Source organism: Anaerococcoides asporogena, from assembly GCF_029590275.1.
Classification (GTDB): Bacteria; Bacillota; Clostridia; order Clostridiales; family Clostridiaceae; genus JG1575.
In genome coordinates this window covers 2,572,166-2,592,136 of the sequence record NZ_CP120965.1, presented here as the reverse complement: position 1 = coordinate 2,592,136, position 19,971 = coordinate 2,572,166, and the positions used below count along the sequence as shown (strand labels likewise).

At 48.1% G+C, this 19,971-nt stretch carries 19 protein-coding genes; 14 read left to right on the top strand and 5 right to left on the bottom strand.

The window, feature by feature from the left end:
* Window positions 1-76: 76 nt before the first annotated feature.
* Genes P6M73_RS11925 through P6M73_RS11915 form a run of 3 tightly spaced genes read left to right on the top strand, consistent with a single transcriptional unit; the run spans window position 77 to window position 1,653 of the window.
* The gene (locus P6M73_RS11925; RefSeq protein WP_277853273.1) at window positions 77-307 is read left to right on the top strand and encodes a DUF896 domain-containing protein; all 231 of its coding nucleotides are present in this window, start codon (window positions 77-79) and stop codon (window positions 305-307) included.
* Window positions 291-1,211: an HPr(Ser) kinase/phosphatase gene (gene hprK, locus P6M73_RS11920; protein WP_277853272.1), complete on the top strand. Its 921-nt coding sequence runs from the start codon at window positions 291-293 to the stop codon at window positions 1,209-1,211. The genes P6M73_RS11925 and hprK overlap by 17 nt, the downstream gene beginning before the upstream one ends.
* Window positions 1,212-1,224: 13 nt before the next feature.
* Entirely contained in the window at window positions 1,225-1,653 is a 429-nt protein-coding gene (locus P6M73_RS11915) for a Fur family transcriptional regulator (protein ID WP_277853271.1), read from the top strand.
* 278 nt (window positions 1,654-1,931) lie between these two features.
* On the opposite strand, the gene P6M73_RS11910 is transcribed toward P6M73_RS11915, so the two are convergent.
* From P6M73_RS11910 to P6M73_RS11895, 4 genes are all read right to left on the bottom strand, one after another.
* Window positions 1,932-2,648, bottom strand: a complete 717-nt coding sequence (locus tag P6M73_RS11910) for a DUF1129 domain-containing protein (protein ID WP_277853270.1) — start codon at window positions 2,646-2,648, stop codon at window positions 1,932-1,934.
* A 234-nt stretch (window positions 2,649-2,882) separates the two neighbouring features.
* Window positions 2,883-3,710 (bottom strand): PHP domain-containing protein, encoded by an 828-nt coding sequence (locus P6M73_RS11905; RefSeq protein WP_277853269.1) that lies wholly within the window; start codon window positions 3,708-3,710, stop codon window positions 2,883-2,885.
* The gene (locus P6M73_RS11900; protein WP_277853268.1) at window positions 3,707-4,933 is read right to left on the bottom strand and encodes a lactate/malate family dehydrogenase; all 1,227 of its coding nucleotides are present in this window, start codon (window positions 4,931-4,933) and stop codon (window positions 3,707-3,709) included. The genes P6M73_RS11905 and P6M73_RS11900 overlap by 4 nt, the downstream gene beginning before the upstream one ends.
* A gap of 44 nt (window positions 4,934-4,977) precedes the next feature.
* Complete coding sequence (locus tag P6M73_RS11895) at window positions 4,978-9,705, bottom strand: nucleotidyl transferase family protein (protein WP_277853267.1); 4,728 nt, start codon at window positions 9,703-9,705, stop codon at window positions 4,978-4,980.
* Between the two features lie 690 nt (window positions 9,706-10,395).
* On the opposite strand from P6M73_RS11895, the gene P6M73_RS11890 reads away from it, so the two are divergent.
* From P6M73_RS11890 to P6M73_RS11840, 11 genes are all read left to right on the top strand, one after another.
* The gene (locus P6M73_RS11890; protein ID WP_277853266.1) at window positions 10,396-11,466 is read left to right on the top strand and encodes a hypothetical protein; all 1,071 of its coding nucleotides are present in this window, start codon (window positions 10,396-10,398) and stop codon (window positions 11,464-11,466) included.
* The gene (locus P6M73_RS11885; protein WP_277853265.1) at window positions 11,466-13,493 is read left to right on the top strand and encodes a hypothetical protein; all 2,028 of its coding nucleotides are present in this window, start codon (window positions 11,466-11,468) and stop codon (window positions 13,491-13,493) included. Before P6M73_RS11890 ends, P6M73_RS11885 begins: the two co-directional genes overlap by 1 nt.
* Window positions 13,494-13,501: 8 nt before the next feature.
* The gene (locus tag P6M73_RS11880; protein ID WP_277853264.1) at window positions 13,502-14,158 is read left to right on the top strand and encodes a carbohydrate-binding protein; all 657 of its coding nucleotides are present in this window, start codon (window positions 13,502-13,504) and stop codon (window positions 14,156-14,158) included.
* A 15-nt stretch (window positions 14,159-14,173) separates the two neighbouring features.
* Window positions 14,174-14,626 carry a hypothetical protein gene (locus tag P6M73_RS11875; protein WP_277853263.1) on the top strand — a complete coding sequence of 151 codons (453 nt, stop codon included), beginning with the start codon at window positions 14,174-14,176 and terminating at the stop codon, window positions 14,624-14,626.
* Window positions 14,623-15,366: an N-acetylmuramoyl-L-alanine amidase gene (locus tag P6M73_RS11870; protein WP_277853262.1), complete on the top strand. Its 744-nt coding sequence runs from the start codon at window positions 14,623-14,625 to the stop codon at window positions 15,364-15,366. The genes P6M73_RS11875 and P6M73_RS11870 overlap by 4 nt, the downstream gene beginning before the upstream one ends.
* Window positions 15,367-15,378: 12 nt before the next feature.
* Window positions 15,379-15,747: a phage holin, LLH family gene (locus P6M73_RS11865; protein ID WP_277853261.1), complete on the top strand. Its 369-nt coding sequence runs from the start codon at window positions 15,379-15,381 to the stop codon at window positions 15,745-15,747.
* Between the two features lie 323 nt (window positions 15,748-16,070).
* A complete protein-coding gene (locus P6M73_RS11860) occupies window positions 16,071-16,583 on the top strand; it encodes a PARP domain-containing protein (RefSeq protein WP_277853260.1) in 513 nt (170 codons plus the stop codon).
* Complete coding sequence (locus P6M73_RS11855; protein WP_277853259.1) at window positions 16,571-16,810, top strand: hypothetical protein; 240 nt, start codon at window positions 16,571-16,573, stop codon at window positions 16,808-16,810. The genes P6M73_RS11860 and P6M73_RS11855 overlap by 13 nt, the downstream gene beginning before the upstream one ends.
* Window positions 16,807-17,244 (top strand): protein-export chaperone SecB, encoded by a 438-nt coding sequence (locus tag P6M73_RS11850; RefSeq protein ID WP_277853258.1) that lies wholly within the window; start codon window positions 16,807-16,809, stop codon window positions 17,242-17,244. Before P6M73_RS11855 ends, P6M73_RS11850 begins: the two co-directional genes overlap by 4 nt.
* Before the next feature lie 81 nt (window positions 17,245-17,325).
* Window positions 17,326-17,505, top strand: coding sequence for a hypothetical protein (locus P6M73_RS11845; protein WP_277853257.1), 180 nt, complete (start codon window positions 17,326-17,328; stop codon window positions 17,503-17,505).
* A 293-nt stretch (window positions 17,506-17,798) separates the two neighbouring features.
* Window positions 17,799-19,298 (top strand): IS5 family transposase, encoded by a 1,500-nt coding sequence (locus P6M73_RS11840; RefSeq protein ID WP_277853256.1) that lies wholly within the window; start codon window positions 17,799-17,801, stop codon window positions 19,296-19,298.
* Between the two features lie 24 nt (window positions 19,299-19,322).
* Here P6M73_RS11840 and P6M73_RS11835 read toward each other — a convergent pair whose 3' ends face one another.
* Window positions 19,323-19,892 carry a hypothetical protein gene (locus P6M73_RS11835; RefSeq protein WP_277853255.1) on the bottom strand — a complete coding sequence of 190 codons (570 nt, stop codon included), beginning with the start codon at window positions 19,890-19,892 and terminating at the stop codon, window positions 19,323-19,325.
* Window positions 19,893-19,971: the final 79 nt, after the last annotated feature.

The window sequence follows — 19,971 nt, the reverse complement described above, 5'->3', positions numbered from 1 at the left end:
GACTGGTTTGAATATAAATATGTATTTCATCAAATAAGTGTTATACTATAAAAGAAAAATTATGAGGATTAGAATCATGACAGATTTAGAAAATAAACTTCAATCGATGGCTTTGGATGATCTTATCAAAGGCATCAATCAATTTACAGCCAATTCCCGGATCCGGGAACTGACTGAACTGGAAACACAGGAACGCGCGCTTTACCGCAAGGAATACATTCGGCGAATCGGGCGCAACTTGCGCGCTACCCTGGACAACACGGATATAACATATGCGGATGGTGGCGAGGATGGCAGTAACAGTTAAAAAACTCATCGACGATTTCAAGCTGGAAATTCTGGTTCCCGGAACCGTGGATAACCTGATTACCGTTCAGGATGTCAACCGTCCGGGATTGCAGCTGGCCGGCTTTTATAATTATTTTGACAATGATCGCATTCAGGTCATCGGAAACGGCGAATGGAGCTTTTTGGATGAACTGGAGCCAGCTCTGCGTAAAAAAAGACTGCAGCGCTATTTCAAGAATGAGATGCCCTGCATCATCATCACCCGAAAACTGGAAGCCCATTCCGAACTTTTGGAAGCAGCTCAGAAAAATCAGCAATGGGTGCTTCGAACAGACCAGAGCTCATCCAAATTCATTTCGAAACTGACAGTATACCTGGCCAATGAAATGGCACCGGAAGTGCGTCTTCATGGCGGACTGATCGATGTTCACGGCATCGGCTTGCTGATTACCGGTGATTCCGGCGTGGGCAAGTCGGAGGCTACCCTGGAACTGATCCGGCGCGGTCATCGTCTGATTTCCGATGATGCGGTGGATGTTCGTGAAGTAGATGGTGTCCTGACTGGGTACTGCCCCGAAATTACGTTCGGCATGATGGAAGTGCGCGGTATGGGCATCATTGATATAACCCAACTGTATGGACTCTCGTCGACCTCCCAGGCAAAGAACGTGGATCTCATCATTCACCTGCAGCGCTGGGAAGGCGAAGAGGAAGGAACCTATGATCGGCTCGGAATCAACGAATACCAAAACATCCTGGGTGTCGACGTAAAAAAACTGACCATTCCTGTACGCTCCGGACGGAACATTGCCATCATCATTGAAGCTGCGGCGGCCAACTATCGTTACTCCAAAACAGCACGACTGACACCAAGTGAAATTATTGACCAACGCATCACAGAATTAGCGACACGTAACGCATAGGAGGGTTATCAGGTTGAGAAATATTGACATCTTTTTGAGGGAAAAAGGCATTAAGCCGAGCTACCAGCGCAAACGCATTTATGAATTCCTGCATCAGAACCCCATTCATCCCACCGTAAATGACATCTATTGGGCTTTGATTCATGACATTCCCACTTTATCCAAAGCTACGGTGTACAACACCATGAATTTATTCAATGAACACGGACTGATCGATATTATTCCGATTGAAGGCAACGAATCACGCTTTGACCTTCATCCCATCAAGCCTCATGCCCATTTTAAATGCGATGCCTGTCACCAGGTGTTTGACGTGGAAATAGAAATTCCGCCTCATCTGATCTCAAAAGAACTGGCGGGCTGCCAGGTGGAGACCCAGAATATCAATTTTACCGGCGTCTGCTCTGCCTGTATGGAAGCAAAAAACAGTAAAGTCATTTAGTCAGATTCGAATATAGCGAATAAAATGAGTGAAGCCCTGAATTCCCAATAACGGAAATTCAGGGCTTCGTTGCATTGACAGACAGCCAGACAAAGAGGTGACAGACAGCCAGACAAAGAGGTGAAGGTCTGAGGGAATATAAAAGTCAGGTCTCTGCAGGAGATTTCATTCCACCTGGAAATGGGCTGGTTTCCTTTTGGAAAAAGGCATGTCACAATGTTAGGAAGCGGAATAGTCTGTCTGCATGTGGGATGTCACATATCCTGGAATGAAGGACTCTAGTCAGTCCTGGCGGACTGTGCGGCCTGATTTTCAAATAAGCGCAGGATGTAGAAGTAGACTGCAGTCACGAGCAGAACAGCTGCTCCGGCTGAAGTCAGGGGCAAGGTTAGAAGGCGACGATCCTTCAGCAGGAACATCAGTCCGAAGCAGAGCAGCATCCAGAGGAGGCTGGAGCCGTAGCTGCGGATGAAATCGAGCAGACGGTTGCCCTCCTTCTTCGAGAAAAAATCCGGATCGCGTTCCAGCTTGAAACGGCTGAACAGGCTGGTGATGGAAATGGCCAGACCGATGATGAGGAGGCCTAACACGAGCTCATTGGCTGTGACCGACCATGTCCAGGGGCTGTCACTGCTTCCCGTCAATGTCAGGATCAGGTCGCTGCCGACAGAAATTCCGAAAAGAATGGGAACCAACATGCCCCACAACCGGAAGGCTTCGCCCAAGCGCTCGGCTGGCGGGATCGGCGGCAATTGTTGAACCATAGAGTCCACGGCTTTGCGGTAATCATAGCCAAACGCCGAATCGGCCGGCTTTCCCTTTTCTTCGGCCGCCACTGCCTGTTTCAGCAGCTCCAGGCGGAGAGTCTCAAACTGATGGGTGGAAAGGTCCTTATCTTTCAGGTATCGGATGACTTCAGTCATGCGATAGTCATTTTTCTGATTCAATTGCCGGTGCAGATTGTCATTGGCTTTTTTCATTTCCTTGAGGTTCATTTGGTGATCTCCTTGGTTCGTCTCGTATTCAGCTGCCAATTTGTCTTGGCCGGTTCAATCGGACGGGTATCTTTCAATATTGAGTTGGGTGCTACGCTGCAAGCTATCCAAGGGAAGAAGCCCATGAATCGCAAGCTTCCCAGCGCGATGACATTGGACGGATCGTTGGTTATAATGGGACGGCCGGGTGACGGCTACGTCCCGTTGCTTCATTCGGTTCGTCGCTTAAGGATATCATTCTGCCTGGATCATGCGCCTCAGAAAAGGTTCTACTTCTGCCGGATCATAAAGGGTGCTTCCCAGTGTTCCGTGCTTTTTGTCTCCCTGGATGCCATGATCATCAGAGCCGCAGGTGACGAGGCGGTTCTTTCGATGACAGGCCTGGAGGAACTCCCGGGTTTCTCGGGGGCTATGATTCGGGTAGTAGCATTCCGCTCCGTCAAAATCCAGTTCGAACAACTCAGCGAAGCTGCTTTTGCGCAGCTCTCCCGGGTGGGCCAGGATCACGGTGGCTCCGGCCTCTTTCAACAGCTGGATTCCTTCCTGAACCGGCATTCTGGAGGAGGGGATGAAGGCTTTGGTATGGTCTCCAAGGAACCGGGCAAAAATTTCGTCTTTTGGAATTCGATACTTTTCCTGGATCAGGCGGGCAATGTTGGCCCGGCCAATGGAAGCGCCCGCCTGATGCGGCAGCAGGGACAAGTCGATGTCCAAACCGTAGTGGATTTTCAGGCGTTCCTGAATCTCCCTGGCACGTTCCGTTCGGCGGGTCTGAAAAGATTCCAGCTGTTCTGTCAGTTCCCGGTTTTGATAGTCACTGCCGCGAAAATATCCCAACAGATGAATGCTTTCCTCTCCATTCCAGGTGGACAGTTCGATGCCCGGAATGAAGTAAACCGAAGTATTTGCGCACAGTCTGGCTACTTCCGCCAGACTCTTGGTCGTATCATGATCGGTCACGGCCAGAACGCGCACATTTGCCGCAAGGGCTGTCTTCACAAGTTCAGCCGGGCTGTACAAGCCGTCCGAAGCGGTGGTGTGGCAGTGCAGTTCGATGCTCATGGGGTCACTCCTGTCATCGAGTTGATCAGATTGACTCGGGTCGCCTCCAGTTTTCCCAGAAAGGATTCGGTCAGGGGCAAGGCTTCGTATTCATTGTAATGGCCATGCTGGCGGTTGCGTGCTCCAAACCAGACACCATCCATCAGGGTGCTGGAATAATGCCATTGTCCCTTCAGACAGGCCAGAATCGACAGGGCACCGGAGGAGAGAGCCGGCGCGATGTACGGCTTGAAGCCGGTCGCACGGATGGTCAGGTTTTCGGTCCTTGTTTTCTCGGTCAGCAGCTCAGACTGGGCTTCATGATACTTTGTAATGCGGTCGAGTATCTGAAGTCCTTCGCCATGCGGTCCGTAAACCCGAAGTTCGTCCATGGGCAGATTCTGTTCTTTGGCGTGGAAGACTGCCCGGGCGTACATGACGCCGAGGCCGAATCCCCGGATCTGCTGACTGTGCAGGCTGCCGCTCTGCCAGGCCGTCATGCAGAGCTGGTCCACCGGGTCGGAAACGATGAAGAAGTGACCCTGGTAATCGCACTCCTGGGCCAACTTGACATATTCTTTGAGGATCTCCGCGTTTCTTTCAAGCTGGATCATCCGTACATCGCGCCCAGCTTCTTCACCCAGCGGCGGAACGCCAGCAGATACGCAGAAAATGAAGACATCGCCCTGGAACAGGTCCTTTTTTTCAATGATCCGGACGGGCGGCATATAGGAGCCATCCGGCTTGAAAATCTGAGAGGCTTCCCGGTACCAGCGCTGCAGCTTGGATTCGCTGCGGTCATAAAGCAGAATTTCAGAGATGGTTTCGTCACCCAGCAGCCTCAGACCGCTTGAGAGGGTGCCACCGACATCGCCCAGGCCGCAGATCACGACCCGGTATGATTCCGGACTTTCCGGCGCCAGTTTCCCTTCCGCCAGATTTAGGACCTGATAGAGGACCTCTCCGTCATTGATGTGAGCCGTGAAACTGTGGTCTGGAGCGGGGCCCGGATCCATCAGGAGTGGGAACGGGCGGCCATTTCCGCAGAAATCAAGATTTCTGGCCAGAAAGCGGCCCGTGAAGCGATGGTCGTCGACCAGAAGATTCAGGCTTCTACTCGATTTCAGGGGTGTCAGATCGGTCAGGGGGTGAAGAGTGACGGAATCACCCAGCCGGTTCCGAACCTGTTTCGTATATTGATCAGGAACCAGGAAGGTTGTTCCGTTCCATTGGCATTGATGCATAGCGTACCTCCAGGCAGATTGCCTGAACGGCCACCCCGTGGCGGTCACACCAGGGGATTGAGCCGGATCAGGTTTTCCAGATTATTTTGAATAAAGGTAGAAGGGCTTTGGGTCAGATCATAGTGAATTCCGACGCCGGGATCCACCGACCGGGGGATCGTGATGACCTGACCAAGATTCCTGAGCGTCATTTTGCGGGCATTGAGGCGGTTATACTCGGTTTCAATGACCCGGAACAGCTCCAGGGCGTTTTCATGACAGATCCTTGAGAGGCGGATGACTTCTTCCCGGGGCTGAGAAGTCAGGAAGGAAGGAAAGGTATAGGGCAGAATCAGGTTGATGCTGGGCAGCAGGTTGCGCTCGGGGAAATGGCCCCGCCACATCGAGTCGCCACCCAGGAAGGGATACAGCTGGTTTTCGTTGAACCATGACTGAATTCTGGGGAAGTAATAGATGGAGTCGATTTTGTGGCCCATGGTTTCAATCAGGTCCCGCCCGCGGGCTGACACGATGCCGGATATGATTTTGCGGATCCGGAGGTCATGCTTGATCAGCAGCGGATTCAGGGCATCCATACGGTACCCTTTGTGAGTCAGAGTATCTACCAGGATGAGGTCCCGGTTGAAGGACTTGATGGTCTTGACCTGATTTTCCAGGTTCAGGTAGAAGGGGAGTTCCCGAATCGAGAACGTGGTCAGATCCGTCTCATAGTATTTTTCAGTATGCAGTGACTTGGTGACGGTATTGGGGATGAGGTGGTCATCCAAGAGATCCCCGTAAGGGACACACATGTATTTGCCCAGTTCTCGCCGGGGACCTTCCACCGGCGGGACTTTGTTTTCTGAGGTGATTTTCCGGATCATGGCCTGATGGAGCATCAGCGGTTCCAGCGGAATGATCAGTTTGCCGGGGAACAGGTCGCCCAGGGCGCCTTGCAGGCGGCAGCGCGTACGAACCACGGCGCGGCGGATGATGGGGGAGCTGCGGAAGGGCTCTTTCAGAATATTCTCCAAATCCAGGTTCAAAACCACCGGGGCGGTCATGTCCACCATATAGAGCCGCCGGCCTGCTTCGTCCAGACGACTGAAATTAAACAGACTCAGGGTCTCTTCAATGCGCGGATCTTTGACCGGAAGCTTCGGATTGTACAGGCAGTTCTCATAGTCCCGGGCAATGAGGAAGGACAGCGCTTCGGTTAAAAGAATCTGATGGTAATCGCGCTGCTCGTCATGAGCTGCCACCCAGGCATAGTCAATGGTGGCCAGGCGGCCCAGCGTGGAATGACGCAGAGTGTCAGCCAGGGATACATGGGGCACTTCCTTGAGGAACATGGACGTTCGAGTCCAGTGGACCAGCACCAGTCCGGCCAGCTCGTTGCGGTCATGATCGCGCAGGATCATAATCCGGCCGGACGGTTTCACCAGGGTTTGCCGGATCAGACCGGCCAGGGATGGTTCCCCCTGGAACAGTCCAGCCAGTTCCTGCTCGAGTTCCGCCGTCAATTTGGTTTCGACGGACAGCCTCAGGTTGTTGAACCGAGCCATTGGTTTTTCAATGGGGGTTTTCTGATAGAAACCATTGTCGTATATATAAGACTGAGCCAGCGGATCAATCAGCGTTGAAATGTCCCGGTTCTCGTCGATGTAGTCCCGGATTTGCGAGGAACTGATAGTTTTCAGCTCATCCGGCAGATTGAGCATCCGGTACTCGCCGAGTCGCTGTCTCATGAGGTTCAGGTGTTCGGCCGGCTCATTGCGCAGAAAGAGCACATGGGGCAGAGCAGCCACGGCTTTCTGATTCTGGTAGGCGGAGGCGTTGAGCACGACATCGGACCCGCACAGGATGGTCACCTGGTCATGGAACAGCTGGCGCAGGTGATCGATATCCTGATCATTGGCTATGTTGATCGGCGTTCCCTGCGGAAAGAGATAGAGGTCTTCCTCGCCTGCAATGCTCATGCTGATGATCTGACGGCGAACTTTGTTAGGCAGGGTCTTTTTTGACCAGGAGAATTCATCCACAGCCAGGTAGACTTCATAGCCCATGTCGCGGGCCAGCAGGGCAATTGCTTTGTGGGACAGCGTAAAGGGATCAAAGGAGCCGGCGAAGAAGGCGTACCGTCCCCGATCGCGGACCTTCAGATCGCCCCGAGCCATTTCATGGTCGCCCATGAAGCGGTAAATATGATTAAAGGCAGCTGCATTGGACATGAAGGTCAGGGAGTCGCCATCCTGTTCATGGGTCAGAACAACGATTTTTTTCGCCAGATCGTGGAAGAATCCGGCTTGATGATCAATGGACAGGATGGGATTGGCAAACAGCCGGCGACCGATTACTGTCATGGCGGTTCGCCGCACCTGGCTGTCCGGGTCGGCCAGGGCCGACAGCAGAATGCCGATCAGGGCATTCAGATGGTCTGCTGTGTGCTCTTTAAGAAACTTGTCCTGGAACTGACGGTAAAAAGCCAGGGCAGTGCCCGCGGTGTTCAGAATCAGGGTTTTCAGTTCAGGCTTGGCGACCTTGATCTTTTCTTCCATGTCATCGATGGTCTCGGACAGTTCGCGGTCTTCCAGATAAAGCATGGCCCGGCCTAAAAAGTTCGGGATGTACTGGGTGAAGCGCTGTCCTTCAATCTCCAGGGCGCGGATCAGTTCCACCACCACCTCATTGCGTTCGAAGGCATTCAGGTGATTCATCAGGGCCAGCAGAGCATTTCCCGCGCTGCGCCGAACCGTTTCAAAGGCGGATACTTTGATCAGGTTGCAAAGATGGATCGCGGTATTGATGGTGGACACATCATCCCGGGTAATGGAAAAATACAGGAGCAGCTTCAGCTGATTTCGCTTGAGGGACCAGTGGGTGGCGGTCTTGAGGTTGGACAGGAACACAATGGGAATCCGGTCCTTGGAATTCTCCATGAAGCCCAGCAGCACCTGCCGCTGTTCCGGTGTCAGGAAGCGGTTGGAAACCTTGAGCAGGAGCTGAGTCACGGTTCGGCCAAGTTCATCCCGGTAGATCAGACCAGTCAGCAGCGGATGCAGGACCTCAGCGTCCAGATCATTCGCTTCGTAGCGTCCGATCAGTTCCAGGCTCAGGATAATCTGCCAGCGGTCGCCGTGTTTCAGAAAATGGGCCAGGACCGGCATGGTTTCGGGTCGGGCGGCTTTGGGCAGGTATTTGGCTGCTTCCAGAAGATAGAGTGATGTTTCCGGGTCTTCCTGAGGAGCTCTGGCGAAACGATCCAGGAACAGATCGGAATATTTTCGCACATAAGCGGAGTCCTTTGTCGGAAGTTCGGGAAACAGAGCAGCCAGAAGCTGACCCAGGGAATGCCCCAGCATGTGGCGATGACTGTCGATGGTTTGAACCGGAGGGTGAATGAGGTAATCCATCAGATCCAGGAACAGTTCCGGACCGCCGGTGCTGCCGGTGTCCGGGACAACTCCCTCCGGCAGTTCCTTTCGATAATCCTCATCATAGCTGGCGATCAGTTCGCCCATAATCCGGATCGAGTGGAGCCGGATGTCATCTTCCGGATGGACCAGGTTCTCCTTCAGGTATTCCAGGGTCTGCAGCTTCTGCTTCTGAGTCAGATACGTCTTGTATTCTTCAAAAACTCTGACATATTCGCGCAGATCCTGCCAGCTGTTGGAAGACCGGGCTTCCTCCAGCAGCGTGCCAAGGCTCTTTTCATCCTTCAACAGCCACATGATGCTGGTGTTGTGGCGCACGGCAAAGAATTTGAGCGTGTGCGGAAGCTGAGCGCCGAAGGTCAGGGCCAGGTCATCCCGGTAGATTTCACGGTATACCGGTGTCTCGCGGGAATAGGGATCTGTAATGATGCCGCTGGCCTCCATATACTCCTCAAAGTCATGGAGCTTGTTGTAGACCTTCTGATAACGGTTGGCTTTTTCCTGTGTGACATTGTCCAGCTTGTGGAGAATAATATCGTAAGATTCATCCAGCGGATAGATGTGCATCTCAAGCGGCTGAGAACCCTCGAGATTCTTAACCCGGAAATCGGAATAGATCAGAATCAGGGATTCCAGGGACAGGTTTTCCAGTTCCAGATCCCAGGTGGAATGGTTCACGGCGATGTTGCGGATATAGTGGATGTCATGCCGCCGGAACCAGAGGTCCGAATAATAGTAATGGAGGTAGGGAACTCGTCGGCTGTCTTTTTTCAGTACGCCGAACTTGCCGATGTCGTGACCTGCGGCTGCACCGGAGACACGCCCCAGGTCGATGTTGAATCCAAGCCGGCGGAACTGGCGCGCGATGTGCATGGCGACAAAATGAACGCCCAGCACGTGATCCAGCGTATTGTAGCCAAAGATCTCCCGGGACAGTTTCATAATTTCATAGATCCGGTCCCGGCTGAACGCTTCGAGGAAGCTGCGGTATTCGTCATCGGGCAGGCTGGCCAGTTCATCCCGGGTCAAAAAATGGAAGGGGTGGCGGCCGATGAAGTCATCGCCCCCGAGGGTCTTAAAGTAGTCCGTCAACGCCGAATAGACTTCCAGTAAACCGGAAAATTGGCGGGCTGTTCTGGAGTCCACGGCCCGGGCCTGATCCGGATAGGCATAGGTCACAACGTACTCGTAAAAGGCCTCTTTGGGAATCTCGAGACCCAGTGCCCGTTCCATGGAAGCCAGGGAATAGCGGTCTTTGCTCCCTTCCCGGATCAATGCCTTGGCCAGGGTACGGGGACCTCCGAGATTTTTCCCTTTCAAGATCTCGGCCAGGCGATTTTCCAATTGTTCCAGGTTCATATCGTCACCTCCGTGGTTCTGCTTATCTATCATTATAATGGGCATTGGCGCGGAATGCTTGCCCATCTTCGCCTGTTTTCGTCCCAATGGCTGAATGTTATTAGATTTGTCATAATTTCACCAATCGGCCTGCTCATTTCTGATTTTTTGCGTTCTTAAAATTTAGAATACGGGGATCTCAATCCAGCATCAGGACTTTATCATCAGGACTCCGTGATCAGAATCAGGAATCAGGCAGCACTGTCACTGGAATCTTCAAATTAGAGTCCGAAACCAGAATCTGGAAATAATAACTGAATCAAAAGGGGAATAATTCTTTAGTCTGGGGAGAAGATATCATTTGGCGCGGTATTTGATATTTTTATAACAGCGACTTTTAATTTTAGGTTAAACTACGAATCGTTCAACCGTGCGGTTTATCTGTCTTTTCGTCAGAAATTCGTCAGAAATTTAAAAACCCTCTAGAAGTTTGGCTGCACGATCCATCATGTCAGCGTTGACGTGGCTGTATACCTTATACACCATTTCTACGGAGTCACCGATTAGAGCCGCTGTCGTCTTGTAGTCGATTCCGGCTGAGATACAGTTAGGAACACCCGGTATTTTGGCGGAGCAAAACAGGTAACACTAACCGCAGAGGATGTAAATCAACGAGCATCCTTTAAATGCGAAATTTTGGAGGAATAACAAATGGCAATTGCAACTGGCCAAATAACTATCATCGATTATAATGACGCACTTACACTCACTGGGTATATCCAGAGTAATCATCCGAAAACTCAGATGTATAACCCGGATAACGGTACGTATCAGCCGAACTGGGCGTCATCCAACCTGGTTTTAACCCCATCCCTGTTTAAGCTTGGTACTGCAACGGATATCATCACGGATGCAGCGGTTCAAAGTGTTCAGTGGTATGACGTAACCACCGGGTCGGAGGTTGCCATTACAGCAAATGCCACTCATGTTTTCAGCGGCACGAAAAACCATATCCTGACCATTAAAGCCAACACTCTGGCGGGTCTTCCCGGTAAGGACTACATGTGTAAAGTTACCTACAAGGATCCTTCGACCGGACTGGATCTGATCCACAAGTTTGACATCTCCTTCTCTCGTGTCGTAAATGGATCAGGTATTACAGATGCCGTATTGACGGCACTTGACGGAGCTGTTTTTAAGAATGGTTCTGTAAGTTCCTTGAGACTGAAAGCTGAACTGTGGCGTGGATCCACGATTGACACCACCTCAGTTACTTACACCTGGTACATCATGGATTCTTCTGTATCCACCGATCAGGGCGGCGGAATCGGATGGCGCAAAATTACCGCCGATGCTGCAAATGTAATTACAGGCTATAACCTTGACACTTTGACCGTCTACCCGGCAGCATTCAATAACATCGGAGTCTTTAAAGTCTACATCAAGGACACGGATGCTGCTTCACCCACCAACGGAACCAGCTTTATCGACACGATTACCCTTGCTGACCAGTCGGATCCAATTCAGGTATCCATTACTTCAACCGGTGGAGATGTCTTTAAGAACGGTTTAGGGTCTACGACTCTTACCGCTAAGCTCTTTCAGGCAGGATCCGAAATTGATGCTGGAGGAACGAAAACCTACCGCTGGTATAAATACAACTCAGCAGGCACCCTTGTAACCGGATGGGGCGGAGCCACGGACTACAAGACGGGCAAATCAATCACCGTCGGTGATTCGGATGTTGATACAAAGGCAACGTTCCTGGTGGAGGTGTCGTAATGGCACCTCTTGCCGTTGGGCAATTTACAATCACTGACCTTAACGATGTCAATATCTCAACCACACAGCCGGCAAATCCAGTTCTGAATCAGCTTTGGTTAGACACCTCTTTGGTGCCTAACCAGCTGAAACGGTGGGATGGGTCCAAGTGGGTCATTGTGAATGATCCGGCGGACACTAACGCAGATGTGGCAGATCTTACTACCCGGGTTATCACTGTGGAACATAAGGTTACCCCAGCTGAAATTGTTGGAGTGATTGAGCAGGCAACGGAAATTGGCGGAGAAAGGAAATTTGCTAAAACTTCTGATGTGACGCAGGCTCTCGATGACTGGACGGCGGAGTTCTCTAAAATCGGCGGGAAGAACCTGATCCCAAACAGTAACGAAATGATCCTATCATCCAGCTACCTGATCAATGAGTACACGACCAATGAGGATCTGATTGCAGGGGAGTGGTACACCCTATCACTCAAGGGCTCAAAGCCTGCAGGGCAAGAATTTGGCGCATGGATGAATTCCGGACAGACGACCGTTGGGATTCTCGGACACAATGGCAATGGAATCTACTCCATCACATTCCAGGCACCCACTCCACAGACAGGAAAAGAGCGGAAGATCAGTATCTACCAGCCACCCATTAACACCCCGGGAGCTGCAGTAATCGAATGGATCATGCTGGAGAAGGGGAAAGTTCAAAGTGACTGGACTCCAGCACCTGGAGAAATTTACAGCGGACGTACAAGGATCAATATTGACGGTGTGTTTGTTGGAGTTTCAAACAGTGATATCAATACGCATATCAATCACCGAGGCATTACAGTTCTCGACATTGACGAGCCCATTGCTTCCTTTGGTGAGGCTGGAGCGGTTATTGCCCAGCTTAAATCCGAGTCAATTATCGGGGATATTATCAACATCCTCCCAGCGGATGTCACCTTTGATGTGGGACCAGCTAAATCAATCAAAACCATTTCTGCAGCGCTGGAATCTTTGGATGCTGACGGAAAGCGGATAAGGTTCTTAAACGGCAAGAAGATCCTGATCAATGTGTATGGCGAACTAAGCGACAATGTATACATCAATGACTTCATGGGCGGGGAACTGGAGATTTTCTTTCAGCCCGGGGCAAAACTAAATGGACATATAACAACCCGAGGAAACGCTTCTCGGGTTATAATCCGTGGAGCCTCCGGAGCTAATGGAACGATTAAACGGGTCAATGCCACTCATCCGATCAACTCAACCGGGGATAAGTACATCCAGGTTGATCGAATGAACATCGATGTCAACGATGGAACGGAAGGTGGAGTTCGAGCAGACAAAGGATCCTTTGTGTATGTTGCTAACTGTGACTTTGTGCGCACCAATTTTGCCATTATGGCCTATGATGCTGCTCAGGTCTTTGCGATCGCTAATCGTGGAAACTGTGGAGCTAATTCATATCGGACCAGCAGTGCAGCGATCTATGCCAGAGGAACTGCACCAAACTGCACCGGATCGGTTGAATTAAGCTATGGTCACTATTTTTCCAGTGGGACCATTACTAAGACGACATCCGCCTACTCACCGCCAGCGGCAACGGCTAAAACATTCACGGCTATTTTTAAGCCCAAGAAGATCTACACCAAGCACCATGGCACTAACACCATTTCCACTTACTACGGAAACAATGCAGCTCAGGGAAAGTGGGACGGTATGGCCAATTGGGAAGATGCTTGCTTTGATTTTGGATCAGAAATAGCAGAATTCCTGGAAGGTGGCACTAACCCGGTTGTTAAGATCAGGCTCCATCGTAAGAACACTACCCACGGACCATCGACCGGAGTAGCACCAGATCCATACAGCTTCTCACTGAGTGGATTCACCGGGGTTAACCGTGGAGCATGGGGCAATCAGGTAACCGGTTCACCGACTCTATTTCCATCAAGCGGAACGACACTGAAATTCTACTCAAGTGTCCTCAATTCTGGATATGCGATCTGGGATGATTTGGAGGTTGAAGCCAGTGTTACCAGGACAGTATAGGAGGAAACATGTTGTATTTTGACGGAATCAAATGGAGGCCTTACACGAAGAAGGTTTCCTATTCGCAGATTATTACAGAATATGACGATGACGCAACAAGGTTTCAAGGATTGTCGGATCTGAAGGTTGAGGACGTGACGCTAACAGATGAGCAGTTAGGCAGGCTGGAAGCGATCAAACATGTGTATAACCTTGGTTCTGAAGAAGTAAGCAGGTATGTTTTAAATGGTGATTTGACCAGTGCCCCGGAAAGCCTGCTCCGAGCTGATTCGATCAGTAAATCAAACGAAGCTCTCAAATCTCTAATTGATTTTGCGAATGCTCCGGCTGAAACTCTGAGCCAGTTGAAATACCTGATCCGAACTTATGACCCGACTGCCTTTTACAGGAAGAATGATCTGGTGGAGGCAGAGGGCGTACTCTATGTTGTGCTTCAGTCTCATTCTGCTCAAAAAGATTGGATTCCAGCTCAGACTCCGGCACTTTATGCGCCAAAACTGACAAGTCTTGATGGGACACCAAAAGAATGGGTACAGCCTGGAAGCACGAATCCATACATGAAAGGGGACCGGGTGCTATATAAGGGGAAGGTGTATGAATCAACAATCGACAATAACGTATGGAGTCCGGAAGGCTATCCTGCCGGATGGAAAGTTGTCCAATAGTTAGGAGAAGAGTGGATGGATGCAAAATTCTTGACGGAATGGTTTGGTGTTGCAGGTGCCGTATTCGCTGTTGTATGGGGTCTTTTCAAAGCCATATGGCCAGAGATTAAGACCCAACTCGAAATCCGTTCCCGGTTAAAAAATGAGGAGAATGAACTAAGGAAGAAAGAGCAGGCCAATGCCAGGGACATGATCGAGGCAGTGAAGGTCACTAATGATCTGGTAGCTAAAAACAACGAAGCCTTCAGCCGTCACAATACGATCTTTGACTTTCATATCGAGATGCTCAAAGAGCTGCGAGAGCATCAGAAGGGCTTAAAATCGGACATGCATAAACGATTTGATCTTGTGGAAGATAAACTGGGAGAACATCACGCGAATGCAGTGAAGATTGAATCCGAACAGTCGGAGCTTGTTGCTGGGCTGCGAAACATGTATGGAATCGGAAAAACTAAGGAGGATAAATGATGTCAATAATTAGAGCGGAAAACTATAATGTCAAAATCTCAACCTTGCGGCGCAACACAACCTTTAAAACCCCGCAAAAGTGGGATGTGATTGTCAACCATATCACTGATGGTCTCATGCCTGGTACGCTTAATTGGCTCACCAACATCGAGAAGAAGGAAGTAACAGACGACGTGTGGCGTTATAAGGCTGAAGTGTCCTGCCATTTCCTCGTTACCCGCAAGGGAGAGGTGTACCAGTTGGCCGATCTTAAGCACGGAACCTGGCATGCGGTGAGGCACTCACCGTCGGCCAGGATCGTCAAGGAACGGCCTGCGCCGGCAAATCTATATACAGTAGGGATCGAGCATGAAGGGCGTCACGAGGACACGCAGGGGCGTCTGACGGCCGCACAGTACGAGGCAACGCTTTGGCTACACAAATACATCATCGAGCAGTATGAGGCTACTTTTAAGGAGCCTTTTTTGATTGACCGGGATCACATCTTAGGTCATTACGAGGTGGACACGATCAACAGATCTATCACAGATCCGGGCAAAGAATTCCCTTGGGAAGAGTTATTGACCGATCTGATCAAATGGGACAAACAAAGAAAACAGGAGGTATCTGTTATGGATGAAGCACAGAAATGGGCAGTGGAAAATGGACTGGTAAAGGACGAAGATTGGAAAGGGCCGATCAGCAAACATACCATGGTATGGATTCTGTTCGCATTTTTCAAGCGTGTACTGAAAAAGTAGGAGGATAGAAGTATGACTGAAAGAACGATTATTGTGGATGCTGTTATTAAGATGGCGATGCTGTTGGTAACAGCCGTGCTGGTACCAGCACTCAAAGAGTGGATTGACCGCAATCGGGACAACCGTGAGATCCAACTGGTGCTTCAGATGGCGGACATTGCCGTGAAATCTGTTGAGAATGATCTGAAGACTGAGCCTGGTCAGAAAAAGAAGGCTGAAGCACTGGCCCGGCTTGCCTGTCAGATTCAGGGCTGGGCAATCAAAGGATTTACTACGGACGAATTGAACCATTATATTGAAACCGCAGTTAAGGAAATGTGGGACCAGGAGCTGCCTGAAGCTCTGCCGATTGTCATTGACGCCCTCGATCCAAGTATGTAAACTAGTTATGACATCATAGGTAAGACGTTAAAAGAGCCCTCGGAGTGATCCGGGGGCTTTTGAATTTTAACTTGCTGGCAACTTAATTTTTCAGCTATTCCACTGTATGGAGGATGCGTAACATGGGGCTTGATTCTATCCTGGGGTTACCAAATAAGTCACTTTTTACGATTTCGCCTAGTTTTTGATTACCTGTAATACCCAAGGATGCTCTCCAATTAAATAAAGTTCATTCAGTTGTAACATTAATCATTAATTTTTGTGCTATACAATTTAAGCCATCATTTTTGGCCTAATGTATTTTTCAAGGGGAAAATTATCCAATGGAATACAATAAACTTTGTTTTCACGGTACCCATAAAAATAACGTAAGTGGGATCTTGAACAATGGGTTTACGGCTTCGAGTAATGAAGTTGATGATAAATATCTTGGCAAAGGTGTCTACTTCATGGAAGAAGATGCCAAAGCATCATTTAATTTCTGTCTTGGAGTACACAAAATGGATCGCGATGATATTAGAGTTATTAAAGTTTTAATAGAGTCTTCGAACTATTTGAATTTAATTAACACAGTGGAGTATGATGAGTTTATTAAAATAGGAAATGAACTTAAAAAAACACTTAAGGAAGCTGGAAAATCTGCAAAAGTAACCCCTGGTATCGTTTTAAATTACATATACAATAACCATGATAAATTTGATTTCGTTAGGCATTGTTTTACAATTCCATGTGTAACTGAATATAAAACGATTAGAAGACAAAATATTTACGTTTGTGTAAAGGACAATAATTGCATAAACATTATTGGAGAGGAGAGTAAGAAATGGGAAGATTAGCTAAAGCTTTGGAAGAATTATACGCAACCCCGGTTGATGAAGTGCTAAGGGGACTTTATGAAGCTGGTTACTCTGAAACAGCAACTCTTGGCAACTTACCTGATGTATTTACAGATTCCGAGGAGGCGCAAGAGTATATTAGTAGAAAGCCATTTTTGACCATGGAATTAGGTGGTATCACGAAGAACGATTTCAATGAAATTATGTTCTGTGGAGTAGCTGCATGATTACTAACGAGCAAATACTCTATAGGTTTGATGATTACCGCTTTGAAAGTATTTCTTTCCAATTAAAAGAAAAACCAATTTTTGATGAATTTACAATTGAAGGGAACATTGATGCGAAAATAGGTTATCAAAAAGACTTAAAATCATGTCAAGTGAAAATGTCCATCGATTTGTTTCCCGAAGAAAGTGACGGACCTTTTAGTTTGAAAGCGACAATAGTAGGGAAATTTTCATTCAAGGAGTCATTAACCGAACAGCAGATTCAAAATTTTATTAAGTTTAATGGTATTGGTACCCTGACACCGTACTTAAGATCAGCGATTACAGATATAACGAAGGTCGCAAATGTCGCTCCTATGATTCTTCCTTATATTAATCCTTCTCAATTTGAGTTATCAGAATTTCAAATAGGAGAAGGAGATAACATCTTTTAAGTTTAGAGTGCTTCTCTAAACTTTTCTTTTTTGTCCGCTCCACATGTTAGAATGTATGTACGAACTAACGAGGTAAGACAAATGAGTGAAAAAGACTTCTTAAAGGCAGCAATCGATCAGTATTTCAGGACCGGAAACCCGGTGTATCAAGCTGAAGGGCGAATGGTACACGTCAACCTGAACACGGTAATCAGGTACAAGCAGCTGGCTGGTCCGGTTCAGTACACAGACTTTTCAGGCACTGCGATCTGCCCGGACTGACAGACATCCCTGATGGGTAGGATCCGGGATGAGATCTACTGGTGCCTGGAATGCAGAGAGCTTTTTGATATGAGCATTTGAGAAACCCCGGAGTGATCCGGGGTTTATGTTGCGAAAACCATGCTAAATGTCGATCCTACCAGGGGGTGTTACCAATTAAACCAGCTATAATTAGAGACTGCTGAATGGGTCCGGAACATAGTGTTCAAGCCACTTTTAACTGGTTTCTGGTATAATAAAGTTATAAGTTTTCATTAAATTTCAGCATTTTTGCTCGTATTCAGGAGATTTTTATGGGTTTTAAGAAGAGAAATCGTCAAATTTCGGTGTTTGAATACCCAAGTGGTTTCCATGGGGTCAGCATTGATCCCTCCAATCGATGGGTGAAATTATCCCATCAAATGCCCTGGGATCTCATCGAAGAAATCTATGCCACTAAGTTCAATGGGCCTCGTGGCAACCGGGCATACTCATCCAGACTGGCCTTTGGCGCTCTTTTTCTCAAACAAGCCTTGAATGTCTCTGATGCGGATTTGATTGAGCTGGTTCGTGAAAATCCATATCTTCAGTTTTTCCTTGGATTCGAAGAATTCTCAAGTGAATTGCCCTTTGATACCAGCTTGATGTCTTACTTCAGGCAACGCTTTACAGCTGCAGAAATTTGCCAAATCAATGAAGCTATTATTGCTCAGAATCCCTTAAAGAAACCATCGTCCAATGATGATAGTGATGATGATTCGAGCGGCGGCCATTCGGGGGAAAGCGATCCCAAAGACTCTGAGTCGAGCACTTCTTCGGTCAATGACTTGGTACAGACAAACAGCGGTACGTTGATCCTGGATGCTACCTGTGTTCCACAAGACATCCACTTCCCGACGGATATCCGCCTCCTGTATGAGGCGGTCTGTTCAGCCATGCGTCATCTAGAAATAACACGAGGAAAACCCATTACCAAAACTCAGAAGTCATTGTTGAATCATGCCAGACAGGCTTATTTGAGCATCTCCAAATCGAAAAAAAATACTCCAGCCCAGTTCCGAGAAAAACAGGGTATTCTCTTGAGATTGCTGAAACGCTGCCTGGGATACTTTGACTCACCAGCCATGAACAAACCCATCAGCCCAAAGACGATGGATGCACTCAAGACACTGTCTTTGATTCATGATCAGCAGTTTGAGATGTGGAAGTTAAAAATTAACCGGATCGAACGTCGAATTGTCAGTGTGTCCCAGCCCTGGGTAAGGCCTATCAAGCGGGGCAAGGCATCCGTCAACACCGAGTTTGGTTCGAAAATTGCCCTCTCAACGGTGGATGGGTATGTGCGAATGGAGTATTTTTCGTTTGAAAACTTCAATGAAGCCCTGACCTTGCAAGAGAGTGCTGAGCGTTACAAAGAAAGAACAGGATCATATCCTGAAAGGATCCTGGCAGATAAGATATATCGAAACAAAGCCAACCTGGCATTCTGCAAAAGCAAGAATATCCGAATGAACGGTCCGGCACTTGGCAGACCCCCAAAGGATCCTCAGGTGCGCCAGCAGCAGCGAGCAGCAGAGGTCCAGGAGGCTGGCGATCGCAATATGGTGGAAGCCAAAATCGGAGAAAGCAAACGGAAGTATGGTCTAGACAGAATTATGGAGAGAACACAGCAAGCCACTGAGGTGATGATCTGTGTTAGTTTTGTTGTGATGAATTCCTTCCGCAACCTGAGGAAGCATCTTGCTTCTTTTTTTGACAAAAACCAAGTCTTCAATTTCTACATATCTTTCGAGGTTTATGCAATTGCTTCCTGAAAAGTAGCAATTATTCATAACCCTCTAATTACGTGTATGATTCTCTTTGTCAATTCTGTCTAAAATGACTTTAAGACTCTGATCATCATAGGTTGGTGTATATGAAAATACAAGTGAATCTCTATCATGTCCCTTATTAAACACAGATTCGGCATAGTTAGAATCTAAGTAACCCACTCCATTTTCTTGCGGTTCTATTTTATATGATTTTTTAAACAATTCCTTGCTAACATCTTTTGGAGTGAAAAAAGTCATTCCTTCAAAATAATTCCAAAAGTCTAGAATTTTTTCGTAGGTTTGATTATTGACTGGCAGAAAACCAATGCTATCAAAATGTTCATCATCAATCTTAAATGGTACTAGATAATTATCAGAAGAGAATTGATTTGGAACATCGTGTCTACACTTAACCAGTTCATCATCTTCTAGAAAAAAACTATCTTCATTGGAAAAATGAAAATAATATTCGATTCCAGAGGTTAGTAGGCTAATAATAGTTTTTAACAATTCTTTTGATTCAGCGGTTTCAATATCGAAACCAGTAATTTCAACTTCATGAATTCCGTTTTTAAGGATCTTTTTATTGTAGCGCATTTAGACTAACTCCTATTAAATTTTTATTGCAATTTATGTTTTAATTAAATGAGAATTATTATGAACATATCATTTGCTC